Annotated in this window: 14 protein-coding genes; 6 read left to right on the forward strand and 8 right to left on the reverse strand. The window is 74.7% G+C overall.

Features of this window, described 5'->3' with window-relative positions; all coding sequences use genetic code 11:
* Positions 1 to 57: 57 nt before the first annotated feature.
* The 5 genes from ACYVQV_RS10730 (at position 58) to ACYVQV_RS10750 (ending at position 5113) form a co-directional block, all read left to right on the forward strand.
* Positions 58 to 1170: a CobW family GTP-binding protein gene (locus ACYVQV_RS10730; protein WP_461023274.1), complete on the forward strand. Its 1113-nt coding sequence runs from the start codon at positions 58 to 60 to the stop codon at positions 1168 to 1170.
* Positions 1171 to 1242: 72 nt separating this feature from the next.
* A complete protein-coding gene (locus tag ACYVQV_RS10735) occupies positions 1243 to 2385 on the forward strand; it encodes a sensor histidine kinase (RefSeq protein WP_461023275.1) in 1143 nt (380 codons plus the stop codon).
* Positions 2382 to 3059 carry a response regulator gene (locus tag ACYVQV_RS10740; protein ID WP_461023276.1) on the forward strand — a complete coding sequence of 226 codons (678 nt, stop codon included), beginning with the start codon at positions 2382 to 2384 and terminating at the stop codon, positions 3057 to 3059. Before ACYVQV_RS10735 ends, ACYVQV_RS10740 begins: the two co-directional genes overlap by 4 nt.
* 280 nt (positions 3060 to 3339) lie before the next feature.
* Complete coding sequence (locus ACYVQV_RS10745; RefSeq protein ID WP_461023318.1) at positions 3340 to 4656, forward strand: TrkH family potassium uptake protein; 1317 nt, start codon at positions 3340 to 3342, stop codon at positions 4654 to 4656.
* Between the two features lie 94 nt (positions 4657 to 4750).
* Positions 4751 to 5113, forward strand: a complete 363-nt coding sequence (locus ACYVQV_RS10750) for an STAS domain-containing protein (protein ID WP_461023277.1) — start codon at positions 4751 to 4753, stop codon at positions 5111 to 5113.
* A 13-nt stretch (positions 5114 to 5126) separates the two neighbouring features.
* On the opposite strand, the gene ACYVQV_RS10755 is transcribed toward ACYVQV_RS10750, so the two are convergent.
* The 3 genes from ACYVQV_RS10755 to ACYVQV_RS10765 all read right to left on the reverse strand — a co-directional run bounded on the left by ACYVQV_RS10755 (position 5127) and on the right by ACYVQV_RS10765 (position 9219).
* Positions 5127 to 5810 (reverse strand): TetR/AcrR family transcriptional regulator, encoded by a 684-nt coding sequence (locus tag ACYVQV_RS10755; RefSeq protein ID WP_461023278.1) that lies wholly within the window; start codon positions 5808 to 5810, stop codon positions 5127 to 5129.
* A gap of 111 nt (positions 5811 to 5921) precedes the next feature.
* Positions 5922 to 6635 carry an SAM-dependent methyltransferase gene (locus tag ACYVQV_RS10760; protein WP_461023279.1) on the reverse strand — a complete coding sequence of 238 codons (714 nt, stop codon included), beginning with the start codon at positions 6633 to 6635 and terminating at the stop codon, positions 5922 to 5924.
* Positions 6636 to 6819: 184 nt separating this feature from the next.
* Positions 6820 to 9219, reverse strand: a complete 2400-nt coding sequence (locus tag ACYVQV_RS10765) for an ATP-binding cassette domain-containing protein (protein ID WP_461023280.1) — start codon at positions 9217 to 9219, stop codon at positions 6820 to 6822.
* Between the two features lie 237 nt (positions 9220 to 9456).
* On the opposite strand from ACYVQV_RS10765, the gene ACYVQV_RS10770 reads away from it, so the two are divergent.
* Positions 9457 to 10074 (forward strand): class I SAM-dependent methyltransferase, encoded by a 618-nt coding sequence (locus ACYVQV_RS10770; protein ID WP_461023319.1) that lies wholly within the window; start codon positions 9457 to 9459, stop codon positions 10072 to 10074.
* Positions 10075 to 10084: 10 nt separating this feature from the next.
* Here the strand turns inward: ACYVQV_RS10770 and ACYVQV_RS10775 are convergent, their stop codons facing one another.
* The 5 genes from ACYVQV_RS10775 to ACYVQV_RS10795 all read right to left on the reverse strand — a co-directional run bounded on the left by ACYVQV_RS10775 (position 10085) and on the right by ACYVQV_RS10795 (position 15142).
* Positions 10085 to 10852, reverse strand: coding sequence for a class I SAM-dependent DNA methyltransferase (locus tag ACYVQV_RS10775; protein WP_461023281.1), 768 nt, complete (start codon positions 10850 to 10852; stop codon positions 10085 to 10087).
* Positions 10853 to 10886: 34 nt separating this feature from the next.
* Positions 10887 to 11669, reverse strand: coding sequence for a methyltransferase domain-containing protein (locus tag ACYVQV_RS10780; protein WP_461023282.1), 783 nt, complete (start codon positions 11667 to 11669; stop codon positions 10887 to 10889).
* An 81-nt stretch (positions 11670 to 11750) separates the two neighbouring features.
* The gene (locus ACYVQV_RS10785) at positions 11751 to 12416 is read right to left on the reverse strand and encodes an ArsR/SmtB family transcription factor (RefSeq protein WP_461023283.1); all 666 of its coding nucleotides are present in this window, start codon (positions 12414 to 12416) and stop codon (positions 11751 to 11753) included.
* On the reverse strand, positions 12409 to 13638 hold the full coding sequence (locus ACYVQV_RS10790; protein ID WP_461023284.1) for an MFS transporter: 1230 nt from the start codon (positions 13636 to 13638) through the stop codon (positions 12409 to 12411). The genes ACYVQV_RS10785 and ACYVQV_RS10790 overlap by 8 nt, the downstream gene beginning before the upstream one ends.
* A 121-nt stretch (positions 13639 to 13759) precedes the next feature.
* Positions 13760 to 15142, reverse strand: a complete 1383-nt coding sequence (locus ACYVQV_RS10795) for a rhodanese-like domain-containing protein (protein ID WP_461023285.1) — start codon at positions 15140 to 15142, stop codon at positions 13760 to 13762.
* Between the last annotated feature and the right edge of the window lie 67 nt (positions 15143 to 15209).

Here is a 15209-nt window from a genome sequence, read left to right on the forward strand (position 1 = left end):
CGCCCGACGGCCGGCGCCGTCGTACCCCACCCCGAACCCGACTCCCGAAGGAGCAGCATGCCCCGCACGATGCCGGTGACGATCCTGTCCACGACCGACCCCGTCCTGCGCGACGGCACGGCGTTCTCCGTGCTGGCCGACGCCCCGGACACGGTGAGCGTGCGCCACGACCTGTCGACGTCCGAGGGTGCGGGCACCCTGCGGCGCGTCGTGTCCGACGCCCGCGGCGTCATCGAGGACGTCACCCTGCCGCTGGAGCACTCGTGCCTGAGCTGCGCGCTGCGCGAGGACGTCCTGCCCACACTCGTCAGGCTCGCCGACGACGGCCGCTGGTCGCACGCCCTGCTGGCGCTGCCCGTCGGGAGCGAGCCGCTCCCGGTCGTGCGGGGGCTGTCCGGCGGTGACGTCGCCGGACGTCCCGTGCGTGACGCCGTCCGCCTCGCCGGGTCGGTGTGCGTCCTGGACGGTGACACCCTCGAGCACGACCTGCTCGACGACGACCTGCTCGTCGAACGCGGCCTGGAGCACGGGCCGGACGACCGGCGCGCCGTCGGGGAGGCGCTCGCCCACCAGCTCGAGCTCGCGCACCTGGTGCTGGTCGACGGCACGGACGGGCGGTCCGTGCCCGCGCGTCCTGCCGCGCTGCTCGCGCACCTCGTCGCCCCGGAGACGACCGTGCGGCCCGGACCGCACGAGGTGCCCGGCGCCGCCGTCCTCGCCGACCGCCACGAGCCGGGGAGCTGGCACCGCGTCGACCCGCTGCGGGTCGAGCCCACCGCTGCCCCCGACACCGACGGCGTCTGGACCCTGGACCTGTCCACGTGGCGTCCGCTCCACCCCGGCCGGCTGCTGGACCGCATCGAGGACCTCGGCGCCGGACGCCTCCGGGCCCGCGGCAGGTTCTGGCTCCCGACGCGCCCGGAGGACGTCGCGGTCTGGGACGGCGCCGGCGGTCAGCTGAGCATCGGCGGCGCCGGCCCCTGGCGCGGCCACGACCGCAGCACCCGGCTCGTCGTCACCGGCGTCGACCGGCGCACCCGGCAGCGCGTCGCCGCGGCCTTCGAGGACGTCGTCCTGCGGGACGACGAGCTCGCCCGCGGCCGGGCGTTCTGGATGTCTCAGGAGGACGGATTCGACGACTGGCTCGGGACGACGTCCGACGCCGCCTGACCGTGTCGGCAGGCGCCACGGCGGCTGCGGCCGGCTCCCGGCGTCCGGGGGTGGCGGGTGGACACTGTCGCCGTGCGAGGACGAGCAACCCGGCCCACCCCCGGGCAGGGAGGCGGCGCCGCCGGGCCCGGGGTCTGGGGTACGCGCCTGGGACCGCTGCGACGCCGGACCGGGCTGCTGCTGGCCGTCGTCGGCGTCCCCGCGCTGACCGCGGCGCTCGTCCCCTTCCGTGACCAGCTGCCCACGGCGATGACGCTCATCGTCTACCTGCTGGTCGTCGTGGTCGTCGCCGCGACCGGTGGCCTCCTCCCGGCGCTGGTGGGGTCGGTCCTCGGCGTCGTCCTGGCGAACTGGTTCCTCACCCCGCCGTACAACACCCTCGCCGTCGCGCGCACCGAGAGCGTCGTGGAGCTCGTCGTCTTCGTGCTAGCCGGCGGGGCGGTCAGCGTCGTCGTCGAGCTGGGAGCGCGCAGCCGGGTGGCCGCGGCCGCGGAGCAGGCGCGCGCCGACGACCTCGCCGCCGTCGACAGGGTGCGCGCGGCCCTCCTCGCCGCGGTCGGGCACGACCTGCGCACCCCGCTCGCCGCGACGAAGGCGGCCGTGTCGAGCCTGCGCCAGGACGACGTCCCGTGGTCGGACGCCGACCGCGCCGAGCTCCTCGCCACCGTCGAGGAGTCCACGGACCGGCTGACCGCGCTGGTCGACAACCTGCTCGACCTCAGCCGGCTGCAGGCCGGTGCCCTGAGCGTCGACATCGAGCCGGTCGTGGCGCAGGAGGCCGTCGCCCGGGCGCTGACCGCGACGGCAGCCGCCGTCCCGGTCGCGGACGACGTCCCCGAGGACCTGCCGCTGGTGGACGCCGACCCGGGACTGCTCGAACGGGTGCTCGTGAACCTCGTGGACAACGCCGCCCGCTTCTCCCCCGACGGGTCGGCGGTCGCCGTCACGGCCCGCGAGAGCGACGGCCACGTCGAGGTGTCCGTCGTGGACCACGGCCCCGGCGTCGCCGAGGAGCGCTGGCCACGGCTCTTCGTCCCCTTCCAGCGCGAGGGCGACCGCGCGCACGGAGGCGTCGGACTCGGCCTGGCCATCGCGCGTGGGTTCACCGAGGCGATGGGTGGCACGCTGACGCCGTCCCGGACGCCGGGCGGTGGGCTCACGATGACCGTCCGCCTCCGGAGGTCACGGCGGCGCGCCGCGGAGCAGGCGCTGTGACCGGGGTCCTGCTCGTGGACGACGACCCGCTGCTCGTCCGCGCGCTGACCGTGACCCTGCGCGCCCGGGGTTACGAGGTCACGGCGACGGACCGGGGCGGGGCGGTGCGCGGCCTGCTGGCCGAGCACCTTCCGGACGTCGTCGTCCTCGACCTCGGCCTGCCCGACGTCGACGGCCTGGAGGTGCTGCGCGCCGTCCGCACGGGCTCGTCGGTCCCGGTCATCGTGCTGTCCGCCCGGCACGGTCAGCGGGACAAGGTGGACGCCCTGGACGCCGGCGCCGACGACTACGTCACCAAGCCGTTCGGTGTCGACGAGCTGCTCGCCCGGGTCCGGGCGGCGGTGCGGCGCGGCCAGCCGGCGGACGCCGCGCAGGAGCCGGTGCGCGCCGCGGCCTTCACCGTCGACCTGGCCGCCGGCACGGTGCGCGCCGCCGACGGCGAGGTCAGGCTCACCCCGACGGAGTGGCACCTGCTCGAGGCGCTGGTGCGGCAGGAGGGGCGGCTCGTCTCCCAGCAGGACCTGCTGCGGCAGGTGTGGGGCCCGGGCTACGGGACGGAGGCGAACTACCTGCGCGTCTACGTGGCCCAGCTGAGGCGCAAGCTCGAGCCGGACCCGGCGCACCCCCGGCACCTGCTGACCGTGCCCGGTCGGGGATACCGCTTCGTCCGCTGACCCGTGACCGTTCACCCGGACGGGGCGGTCGCCGGGACGTCGGTGGTCCCCGGCGTCAAGACGGCGTCAAGATCCCCGGCGGGGCGTGCTCGCGGCACCGGGACGCCTCGGCGCGCGGGTGCACAGTGCTGCGGTGACCCACCTGCAGGTTCTCGCCCGGGTGCGGCAGGTGACCTCACGTCCCGCCGCCGGAGGCGGCGCACCCTCCGGGGGGCCGCCTCGCAGCGGGCGACCCCGCGCCTCGACCCGACCCGGGACCGATCGCAGGGCCCCGCGGCCGCTGCGTCCCGCCGAGGTCGTCACCGCCGGCTTCGCGCTCGCCGTCGTGGTCGGGACGGGCCTGCTCATGCTGCCGGTGGCCCGCAGCGGAGCAGGTGGGGCGGGGTTCGTCGAGGCGCTCTTCACGGCCACGTCCGCCGTGTGCGTCACCGGGCTGGTCGTCGTCGACACCCCGACCTACTGGACCACCTTCGGGCAGGTGGTCGTCCTCGGGCTGATCCAGGTCGGCGGCTTCGGCGTGATGACCCTGGCCAGCCTGCTGGGTATCCTCGTGTCCCGGCGGATGGGGCTGCGCACGCGGATGACGGCCGCAGCCGAGACCAAGAGCCTCAGCCTCGGCGACGTGCGGTCCGTGGTGCTCGGCGTCGCCAGGACCAGCGCCGTGGTCGAGGGTGCGGTCGCCGTGGTCCTGGCGCTGCGGTTCGCCGTCGCCTACGACGAGCCGGTGGGACGCGCGGTGTGGCTCGGCGTCTTCCACTCGGTGTCGGCGTTCAACAACGCCGGCTTCGCGCTGTGGAGCGACAGCCTCGTCCGGTTCGCGACCGACCCGTGGGTCTGCGTGCCCGTCATGGTGGCCGTCGTCCTCGGGGGCCTCGGGTTCCCCGTGCTGATGGAGCTGCGCCGGTCGGGTCGCCGCCCGGCGGGCTACAGCCTGCACACCAGGATCACCCTGGTCGCGACGGCCGCCCTGCTGGTCCTCGGGCCGCTCCTCGTCACCCTCACCGAGTGGACCAACCCGGCCACCCTCGGCGCGATGGACACCCGAGGCCGCCTGCTCGCCGGCACGTTCGCCGGCGTCATGCCGCGCACCGCGGGGTTCAACAGCATCGACGTCGCGGAGATGAACACCGGCACCTGGCTGCTCACCGACGTCCTGATGTTCATCGGCGGGGGCAGCGCCGGCACGGCCGGCGGCATCAAGGTGACGACGTTCGTGGTCCTGCTGCTCGTGATCGTCGCCGAGGTCCGCGGCCACACCGACACCACGGCGTTCGGGCGGCGCATCCCCGAGAGCGCGCAGCGGCAGGCGCTGTCCGTGGCCCTGCTGGGCGTGGCGGCGGTCGTGTCGGCGGCGATCGGCTTCACCACGACGACCCGGTACACACTCGACGAGGTCCTGTTCGAGGTGGTCTCGGCGTTCGCCACGGTCGGCCTGTCGACCGGTATCACCGCGGACCTGCCGACAGCGCACCAGCTCGTGCTGGTGGTGCTGATGTTCGTCGGGCGGCTGGGTCCCGTGACGTTCGCGGCCGCCCTGGCGCTGCACCACCGCGAGCGCCTGTACCGCCTGCCGGAGTCCCGCCCCGTCATCGGCTGAACGCCCGTCGCCTCCCGCGCACCCCCGGGGGTTCCCAGGCACTCCCTTACGCCGTAAAGTGACGCGCCACGCACCCCAGCGGCGAGGAGACCACGTGGCAGCGGACGCTGCAGGCCAGGCGCACGAGCCGGGCCGGGCCAGCGGCACGCCCCTCCCCGGCGAGGTGGACGTGCTGGTCGCGGACGGCCGGGTGGAGATCGTCCTGTCCGGTGAGGTGGACCAGTCGATGGAGGCGGAGCTGCTGGAGTGCCTGGCCTCCGTGCCGGACCGTCCGCAGCTGGTGGTGCTCGACACCCGGGCGGTGACGTTCATGGACTCCGTCGGGATCGCGCTGGTCGGCCGCCTGGTCAGCCGCGGCCCGGTGCGGATGCCCGACCCGCCGGGCCTCGTGCGCTACCTGCTCGACGCGGGTGGGCTGCTGGCGCACGTCCAGGTGGTCGAGCGCCCGCAGAGCTGACGGACGCGCCTCCTCACGTCAGCAGGTCCTGCTCGATCTGGTCCAGAACCCGCTCCAGGGCGCTCTCGAAGTCCTCGTGCGGCGCCTGCTCCGACAGCAGCCCCCTAGCCCGGTGCACCAGCGGGAACTCCTGCGGGTCGACCCCCTCGTCGGGCGCGTCCGACGCCAGCCGCGCGTCGGCGAGCACCGCCGCCGCGTCACCGACCTGCGCGGACTCGAGCAGCAGGTACCCGAGCAGGAAGCTGGAGAACACCCGGTAGGCCCGCACCGCCGCCTCCAGCGTGAAACCACGGGAGGTCAGCGCCCCGAGGAAGTCGTCGACCACCTGCAGGCTGCGCAGCGGCGGGCGCAGCCACGGTGCCGCGGGGTGGCGCGTCGCGACCAGCGGGAAGGCGCGGGGGTGCTCCAGGGCCGTGCGCCGGACCGCGTGCGCCAACCACTGCAGGTACGCCTGCCAGCCGTCACCGTCGCGCAGGTCGTGCCGCGCGGGGTCGAGGTGCAGGCCGTCGACGAGGGCGTCGACCATCCCGTCCAGGAGGTCCTCGCGGCCGTCGACGTAGCCGTAGAGGGACATCGCCTCGACCTCGAGGTCCGCCCCCAGCCGGCGCATCGTCAGCGCCGCGAGGCCGTGGCGGTCGACGTGGTCCAGCGCGGCCTCCACGATGGTCTCCCGGCTCAGGGCTCCACGTGGTGACATCAGGCTCCTCGGATCGGCGCGAGCCCCACTCCTACCCTGCGCGGCGTGGCCTGTCGACACGGGGGCGGGCGCAGGAGCCGATCGGGTCCTGCCGGCTGCGCGCCGTGCGCATCACGCGACCCGGCGCACCAGGACGACGGTGTCGACCACCGTGCCGCGCTCGCCGTCCGGGCCGGTCGCGTCACGGGTCGCCGCGTCGAGACGTTCGGGCGCCCAGCCCCCGGAGGGCAGTGCGAGGGTGGTGAGGAGCTCCTGCGGTGTGGCGAAGGGGTGGTCGGGGTCCGCCCACGACCAGGACGGCGCGGACCCGTGGTCCACGACGAGCAGCAACCCACCGCGGACGACCCGCTCTGCGACGGCGCGCAGCGCACCGTCGCGGGCGAACGGCACCGGCGACTGCAGGTACTGGGCGGACACCAGGTCGAACTCGCCGTCAGGCACGGAGCGCTCGAGGTCGTGCCGCTCGCTGCGGACCCGGTCGGCGACGCCCGCCGCCGTGGCCGCCTCGACCGTGCGTGCGAGGGCGGTCGCGGAGACGTCGACCGCGGTGACGTGCCAGCCCCGCTGCGCCAGCCACACGGCGTCGGCCCCCTCCCCGCAGCCGAGGTCGAGCACCCGCCCCGGCACCAGGTCGGTGGCGACCTCGACGAGCCGCGGGTTGACGCGTCCGCTGAACACCTGGTCGACGCGGCCGTAGAACTCGTCCCAGAACTGCTCGGGAGGCGTGCCGGGCGCGGGGTCGTGGTGCTGGCGGTCGTGTTGCCTGCGACCCTCACGGGGTTCGTGCGGCTGGGACGGCTTCTCGTGCGTGGCGTACTGGCTCATGCCCTCAGGTCTCCTCGCGTGCGGGGCAGGGGTCCGACCTGCCGACCACTGTCATGGACGAGCCCCCGGCAGACAACAACAGTTGCCGAAGCGGCAACTGCGCGTCGCGCCACGGCCATCGGGCGGTCACCCGCCCGCCCGCGCAAAGCGCGAGCGGCCGGCCGCGGGGAGGCGTGAGCCGGCGTCAGGAGCCCACGTAGGCGGCGAGGTGCTCGCCGGTGAGGGTGGAGCGCGCGGCGACCAGGTCGGCCGGGGTGCCCTCGAAGACGACCCGCCCACCGTCGTGCCCGGCGCCCGGACCGAGGTCGATGACCCAGTCCGCGTGGGCCATCACGGCCTGGTGGTGCTCGATCACGATGACCGTGGTGCCGGCGTCCACGAGCCGGTCGAGCAGCCCGAGGAGCTGCTCGACGTCGGCCAGGTGCAGGCCGGTGGTCGGCTCGTCGAGGACGTACACCGCGCCCTTCTCCCCCATGCGGGTGGCGAGCTTGAGCCGCTGCCGCTCGCCACCGGACAGGGTCGTCAGCGGCTGGCCGAGCGTGAGGTACCCGAGGCCGACGTCCGCGAGCCGGTCGAGGACCTTGTGGGCGGCCGGTGTCCGCGCCTCCCCCTCGGCGAAGAACCGCTCGGCCTCCGTCACCGACATCGCCAGGACGTCGGCGATGTTCCGGCCGCCGAGGGTGTACTCCAGCACGGCGGGCTGGAAGCGCCGGCCCTCGCAGTCCTCGCAGGGCGTCGAGACGGTGTCCATGAAGCCCAGGTCGGTGTAGATGACCCCCGCGCCGTTGCAGGACGGGCACGCGCCCTCCGAGTTGGCGCTGAACAGCGCCGGCTTGACGCCGTTCGCCTTCGCGAACGCCTTGCGCACCGGCTCGAGGAGGCCGGTGTAGGTCGCCGGGTTGCTGCGGCGGGACCCGCGGATGGCCCCCTGGTCGACGACCACCACGCCGTCCCGGCCGGCGACGGAGCCGTGGACCAGCGAGCTCTTGCCGGACCCGGCCACGCCGGTCACCGCGACCAGGACGCCGAGCGGGATGTCGACGTCCACGTCCCGCAGGTTGTGGGTGCTGGCCCCGCGGACCTCGAGCCGGCCGGTGGGCTCCCGCACCGAGGACCTCAGTGCCGCCCGGTCGTCGAGGTGCCGGCCGGTGAGCGTGTCGCTGGCGCGCAGTCCGTCGACCGTGCCCTGGAAGACGACCTGACCGCCGGCGCTGCCGGCACCGGGACCGAGGTCGACGACGTGGTCGGCGATCGCGATGGACTCCGGCTTGTGCTCGACGACGAGGACCGTGTTGCCCTTGTCCCGCAGCCGCAGCAGCGTCTCGTTCATCCGCTGGATGTCGTGCGGGTGCAGGCCGATCGTCGGCTCGTCGAAGACGTAGGTGACGTCGGTGAGCGAGGACCCGAGGTGGCGGATCATCTTGGTGCGCTGCGCCTCACCACCCGACAGGCTGCCCGAGGGCCGTTCCAGGGACAGGTACCCGAGTCCGATGTCGGTGAACGCGTCCAGCAGGTGCTGCAGGCCGGCCAGCAGCGGCGCGACGGACGGTTCGTCGAGATCCCGCACCCACTCGGCCAGGTCGCTGATCTGCATCGCGCACAGGTCGGCGATGTTCCTGCCGCGGATCCTCGAGGACAGGGCCTCGGGCGCGAGCCGGGTGCCGTCGCAGTCGGGGCAGGTGGTGAACGTGGCGGCCCGCTCCACGAAGGCGCGCACGTGCGGCTGGAGGCTGTCGAGGTCCCGCGACAGCATGGACTTCTGGATCTTGGTCAGCACGCCCTCGAACGTGACGTTGATGCCCTCGGCCTTGACCTTGGTCGGCTCGCGGTAGAGGAGGTCGTGCAGCTCCCTCTTCGTGAACCGCCTGATCGGCTTGTCCATGTCGAAGAAGCCGCTGCCAGCGAAGATCCGCCCGTACCAGCCGTCCATCGAGTACCCCGGCACGAGCAGGGCGCCCTCGTTCAGCGACTTCGTCTCGTCGAAGACCGCCGTCAGGTCGACGTCGTTGACCTCGCCCCTGCCCTCGCAGCGGGGGCACATGCCACCGAGCCGGGTGAAGGTGGCCTTCTCCGCCTTCGTCTTGGCGCCGCGCTCCACGGTGATCGCGCCGCTGGCGCGCACGGTGGGGATGTTGAAGGAGTAGGCGTTCGGAGGGCCGATGCGCGGTTCGCCGAGGCGGCTGAACAGCATCCGCAGCATGGCGTTCGCGTCGGTGACGGTGCCGACCGTGGACCGCGGGTTGGCGCCCATCCGCTCCTGGTCGACGATGATCGCCGTCGTCAGGCCGTCGAGCGCGTCGACGTCCGGACGGGCCATCGTCGGCATGAAGCCCTGCACGAAGGTGCTGTACGTCTCGTTGATCATCCGCTGGGACTCGGCGGCGATCGTCGCGAACACCAGCGAGCTCTTGCCGGACCCCGACACCCCGGTGAAGACGGTGAGACGGCGCTTGGGCAGCTCCAGGTCGACGTCCTTGAGGTTGTTCTCCCGGGCACCCTGGACCCGGATGAGGTCGTGGGTGTCGGCGACGTGCACCGTCGCCCCGCCACGCGCGTCCGCCTGTCCTCGGGTCCTCGTGCTCATCCGTCTCTCCTCCGTCGCACCGCACCGTCGCCCACCACCGGGTCAGACCGGACGGCCCGGCGGAACTGACCGGTCCGATCCAAGCACCGCGCCCGGACACCCGGACCGGATCCGTCCGACCGGGCCGACTCCAGACGCTAGGGGTCCGGACCCGCCGGCGGCTTCTCCGTTCCTGACCGGGGGCCCGACGGCTACCGGACCCGCCATGACGATGGCAGAGTGGACGGCGGAGACACGATGGGCTGGTACCGGGAGCACGTGCTGCCCCGCCTCGTGGACAGGGTCTGCGGGACGGAGCCGGTGACCGCTCTGCGCCGACGGACCTGCGAGGGCCTGGCCGGCGAGGTGGTCGAGATCGGCTTCGGTTCGGGCCTCAACGTCCCGCACTACCCGGACGGCGTCACGTCCGTGGCCGCGGTCGAGCCGTCCGACCTGGCCTGGCGCCTTGCCGCCGAGCGCGTCGCCCGCTCCCGGGTGCCGGTGACGCGGGCGGGCCTGGACGGCCAGGCCCTGCCGTTCCCCGACGCGTCGTTCGACGCGGCGCTGTCGACGTGGACGCTGTGCACGATCCCGGACGCCGGCGCGGCGCTGGCGGAGCTGCACCGCGTGCTGCGGCCGGGGGCGACCCTGCACTTCGTCGAGCACGGGCTGGCACCGGACGAGTCGGTCCGGACGTGGCAGAACCGGTTGGAGCCGCTGCAGAAGCGGGTCGCCGGCGGCTGCCACCTGACCCGGCGACCGGTGCAGATGCTGCAGGAGGCCGGTTTCGGTGTCGTCGACGTCGACGTGTTCTACGAGGAGAAGTCACCGAGGGTCCTCGGTGCGGACTCGCTCGGCGTGGCGGTGCGCGACTGATCCGGTTGCCTCAGACCGCACGGGCGGTGACGACCGGTTGGTAGTAGCCGCTCTCCGCCGGGGTGAGCCACTCGACGCCGTCGAAGCCGCAGTCGGCGAGCGCCGAGGTCAGGTCGGCCCGGCGCAGCGCCCGGTACGTCGTCGCGTGCGCGGTCGCGCGCCAGGCGCCACCGTCCTCCTGGAGGACGACGAGCGTGATGTCCACCCGGTCGCCGTCGCCCGACCACACCCAGGCCTGCGCCGCGCCGCGTCGCCTGCCGGGCTCGCCGTGCAGGCGCAGCGGCGTCCCGTCGGGTCGCTCGCGGGAGAGGGCGTCGTAGTCGCGCAGCGACACGAGGAGCAGGCCGCCGGCGCGCAGGCAGCGGCGGATGCCGGACAGGGCGCGGCGCAGGTCGAGGTCGGTGAGGAGGTGGGGCAACGCGTTGTCGCACGAGACGATGGCGTCGAAACGCTCCGCCAGGACCTCACCGACCTCGCGGACGTCGGCGACCGCGAGGCGCACCCGCAGGCCCCGGCGGTCCGCCTCGACACGGGCGCGGGCCACGGCGCGAGGGCTCAGGTCCGCCCCGGTCACCTGGTAGCCGAGCCCGGCCAGCGGCAGCGCCTGCGTCCCGATCCCGCACGTGCAGTCGAGCACCGACGCGGGCGGGGCGACTCCCCGCTCCGCGAGCAGCCGGCCGACGACGTCGCCGTGCCACTCGGCTGCGGCCCACCAGTCGCCGAAGAGGACGTCGTAGTCCTCGGCGAGCCCGTCGTAGAAGTCCTGCGGACCGCTCACGGTGTTGCCGCCCGTCGCGGAGTCCGGCGGCGGGTCAGGGCCGGACGGCCGTCGCGAGGACCGCCGGCAGGTCGAACTCGACGGTCCCGTCGCCCTGGCGGTAGGGCGACAGCACCCGCTGCGCGTCCTCGAGCAGCGCGGTGTACTCGGCCTCGCCGAACTCGCCGCCGATCCAGCCCCTCACCTCGGCCTCGACCCACGTCCGCACGGAGGGGAAGCACGCCGTGGCGTCCACGGACCGGGCGTCGACGGACGCGAACCCGGCACCGGTGAGCAGCGACACGACGGCGTCGGGGTCCCCCAGCGCGAAGGCGGCCCGGACGGGGTCCGCAGCGGCGGACCCGAGGTGCCGTTCGACCAGGTCGGTGAGCGCCGTGTAGCCGGGGGTGCGCTCCAACCGGTCCCAGACCGCCACCACGATGCGGCCCCCGGGTCGCAGCACCCGGTGCGCCTCCCGCAGAGCCGCCCCCCGGTCGTCGAAGAACATCAGGCCGAACTGGCAGGTGACGACGTCGAACGACCCGTCCTCGAACGGCAGCGACTCGGCGTGCCCTTCGCGCAGGTCGACGCCGGCGAGCTTGCGCCAGGCGACGGCCAGCATGTCCGGGCTGAGGTCGATCCCCGCGAGGAGCGCCGGGTCGCCGACGCGTCGCAGCGTCTCGACCACGACGGCGCCCGTGCCGCACGCGACATCCAGCACCCGGTCGCCCGGAGCCGGTCGCGCGGCATCGGCCACGCGGACCGCCCAGGGTCCCGCCATGGCGGGCAGGAACAACCGGTCGTAGACCTCGGCCGGCGTCTCGGTCCGGTCGCTCATCACAGGCCCCTCCGTCGTGCGGAGCCCCCGTCACGACCAGTGTGCGCCGCGGACCACCCGCGCGGAAGGGACCAGCAGGGCTCAGGCGGCGCCGGCCTCGACGGGCACCCCGGCGACCCGCCACTCCAGTACCCCATCGGTGGCACGCCGCGCCGTCCGGCCGTGGCTGCGGAGCACCCGGACGGCGTCGTGCGCCATCACGCAGTAGGCGCCCCGGCAGTACGCGACGACCTCGCGGTCAGCCGGCAGCTCGGCCAGGCGGTCCTCGATCTCGTCCACGGGGACGTTGACCGCCCCGGGCAGGTGCCCGGCGAGGTACTCGGGCCGCGGGCGGACGTCGAGGACGACCACGTCGCCGGCGCGGGCTCGGGCCAGCAGCTGGTCGACGTCCACCTCCTCGACCTCGTCGTCGCCGAGGTACCCGCGGCGCGCGGTCTCCGTCTGGGCCCGGTGCCGCTGCGCCACGGACCGCAGCGAGAGCAGGAGCGCCGCGACGTCGTCCCCGGCGAGGGAGTACCAGATCCGCTTGCCGTCGCGGCGGGCGGTGACCAGCCCGGCCGCAGCGAGCCGCTGCAGGTGCGCGGAGCAGGTCGACAGCCCGAGGTCCGCGGCGCCGGCGAGGTCGTCGACGCTGCGGGGCCCCTGCGCGAGCAGGTCCAGCAGCTCGAGGCGGGCCGGGGCACCGAGCGCCTTGCCGACGACGGCAAACTCGGTGAGCAGGGCGTCCTTGGCGGCACGGTCACCCATCGGTTCCTCCTGGGGTCTCGTCGTCGGCCGGAGCCGCGGCGGGTCGCCGCGCGGCGGGCCGGTGCAGCGTCTCGTACATCCTGACGGCGACGACGGCACCCGACACGGCGGTCAGCCCGGCCACGACCCACACCGCGGCGCGGATCCCCAGCAGGTCGGCGACGGCGCCGGCGACCAGCGCGCCGACGGCGAACCCGCCGTCCCGCCACAGCCGGTAGACGCCGACCGCCCGCGCGCGCCAGGTGGGATGGGCCACGTCGCCGACGGCGGCCAGGAGCGTCGGGTAGACCATCGCCGTCCCGGCGCCGAGCAGCACGGCGGCGACCACCCACTCCGTGAAGCCGTCGCCGAGGGCCGTGAGTGCCAGCCCGACGGCCTGCACCCACATCCCGCCGGCGATGAGCCACTTGCGGCCCACCCGGTCCGACAGCGTCCCGGTGACCAGCTGGCCGAGCCCCCACACCAGCGGGTAGATGGCGGCGAGGACGCCGATCCGCGCGACCGACGTCCCGGCGGCCGCGAAGAGGACGGGCAACAGCCCCCAGGCCAGGCCGTCGTTGAGGTTGTTGACGAGACCCGCCTGGCTGGCGGACGACAGCGCCGGCTCCCGGAGGGTGGTCTGGACCAGCACCTCCCGGTCGGTCAGCCGCTCGTGCAGGTGGTCGTGGCGGCCGTCGTCGCGGGCGACGTGCCCGGCGGCCTCCAGGTGGGCGTGGTCGCGCGTCTCGCGCACGGCCAGCGTCGACAGGCCGAGGCCCAGTGCGGCGAAGGCGACCCCGAGCAGGAAGGGGGCCGGGCGCAGTCCGTGGGCCTCGGCGAGGTAGCCGGTGGCGAGGGCGGTGAGCGCGACGGCGACGTACCCGGCGGCCTCGTTGAGACCCATCGCGGTGCCGCGCCGGTGGGGGCCGACGAGGTCGATCTTCATGATCACCGTCGTCGACCACGTCAGGCCCTGGCTGACGCCGAGCAGGACGTTGGCGACCACGACCCACGTCCAGGACGGTGCCCAGATGAGCAGCAACGGCACGGGAACCGCGACCAACCACCCGGCGACGAGGACCGGCTTGCGGCCGTAGCGGTCCGACCAGGTGCCGGCGACGTAGTTGGTCGCGGCCTTCGCGAGCCCGAACGCCAGCACGTACGTCACGACGGCGGTGTAGGCGACCAGCCCGAACTCCGACTCCGCCAGCAGCGGCAGCACCGTGCGCTCCTGGCCGAGCATCCCCCCGACGAGCGCGTTGACAGCGACGAGCAGCGTGAACTGCGCCGCGTTGGCACGCAGTCCCAGCGCGGGGTGGCGGGCCGGCGGGCCGGCGCCGGACCCGCGACGGGTCGGTCGCCGGTCACGGTCCGCCCACCAGCCGCCGGCCCGTCGCCCGCGCCACGTCCCCGGGTCCCCCGTCGAGGACGGACACCTGATGTCGACCGGCTCGGGCGAGCAGGCTGGCTCCGGTCATCGCGCGCTCACCGTGCCCGCACACCACGAGGAGCGGCCCCGCCGGCAGCGCGTCCGCCGCGTCGGGGAGCGCGCCCAGCTCGTGGTGCAGTGCACCGGGGACGTGCCCGGCGGCGAACTCGGCCGCCTGGCGGACGTCGACGACGGTCGCGCCCGCGGCGTCCTGCGGGAGGACGAGCGGGAGCGTGGGCGCGGGCCGGCCGCTGGCCACCCAGGCAGGGACGCCCCCGGCCAGCTCGCCGACGACCCAGTCGTGGCCGATCTTGTGCGCCTGCCAACGGATCTCGTCCGGGTCCTGGTCGGTGTCGCGGACGACGACCAGCGGCCGGTCGGCGGGGACGAGCCACCCGAGCCAGGTCGCGAAGGCGTCGCGCAGCGGGATCGACACGGCCCCAGGCAGGTGCCCCTCGGCGAACCGGTCGACGGGCCGGACGTCGACGACCCAGGCGTCGTCGGCCTGCAGGGTGGCGACCTGCTCGACGCCGAGGGGAGGCAGGGACGCCGGGTGACCGGGCGCGGGGCCCCGGCGGTTGAGCTCCGGCAGCCGGTCGAAGTACGGGGGGTACGTCCCCAGCCCGCCGAGCAGCGCCGCGACGAACGCGTCCTCGGTCGCCGCCCCCAGCAGGGCGTTGGTGGCCCGCTCGGTACCGATGGTCGAGGTGCGCTCGGCGCCGGGGGGCGCGGAGCAGAACGACCCCGCGCCGTGGGTCGGCCACACCGCGACGTCGTCGTCCAGGATCGCCAGGCGCCGCAGCGAGCGGTACTGCGCCCGGGCGAGCTCCTCCGTCCGGTCCGGCGACACCAGGTCGGTGCGCGCGGCGGAGCCGACGAGCAGGGAACCGCCGGTGAAGACGCCGAGGGTCCGCCCACCGTCGAGCAGGGCGTACGCGACGTGCTCGTGGGTGTGGCCCGGGGTGGACAGCGCGCGCAGCGTCAGCCCACCGAGGTCGAGGTCGTCGCCGTCGCGCAGCGCGAGGTGCGGGTAGCGGCGGTCGCCGCCGGCGGAGGCGACCACCTGGGCGCCGTGGTCCGCCAGGTCGAGCGCCCCGGTCAGGAAGTCCGCGTGCAGGTGCGTGTCCGCGACGAACCGGATCGTCAACCCCCGGGCGGCGGACTCCCGCCGGACGGCCCGCAGGTCGCGGCTGACGTCGACCGCGAGCGCGCCGCCGTCCCCGAGGTCGACGAGGTACGCCGAGTTGCCCAGGCCGGTGTCGACCACCGGCACCACGTCCACCACGGGAGCGCGCTCCCCACGACCGTCGATCACCACGGGCCAACCCTACGACATTCCGTGGATCATTGGAATGACGCCCCGGGGCGCGGGTAGACCGGCTCGG

The sequence above is a fragment of the Thalassiella azotivora genome (assembly GCF_054781695.1).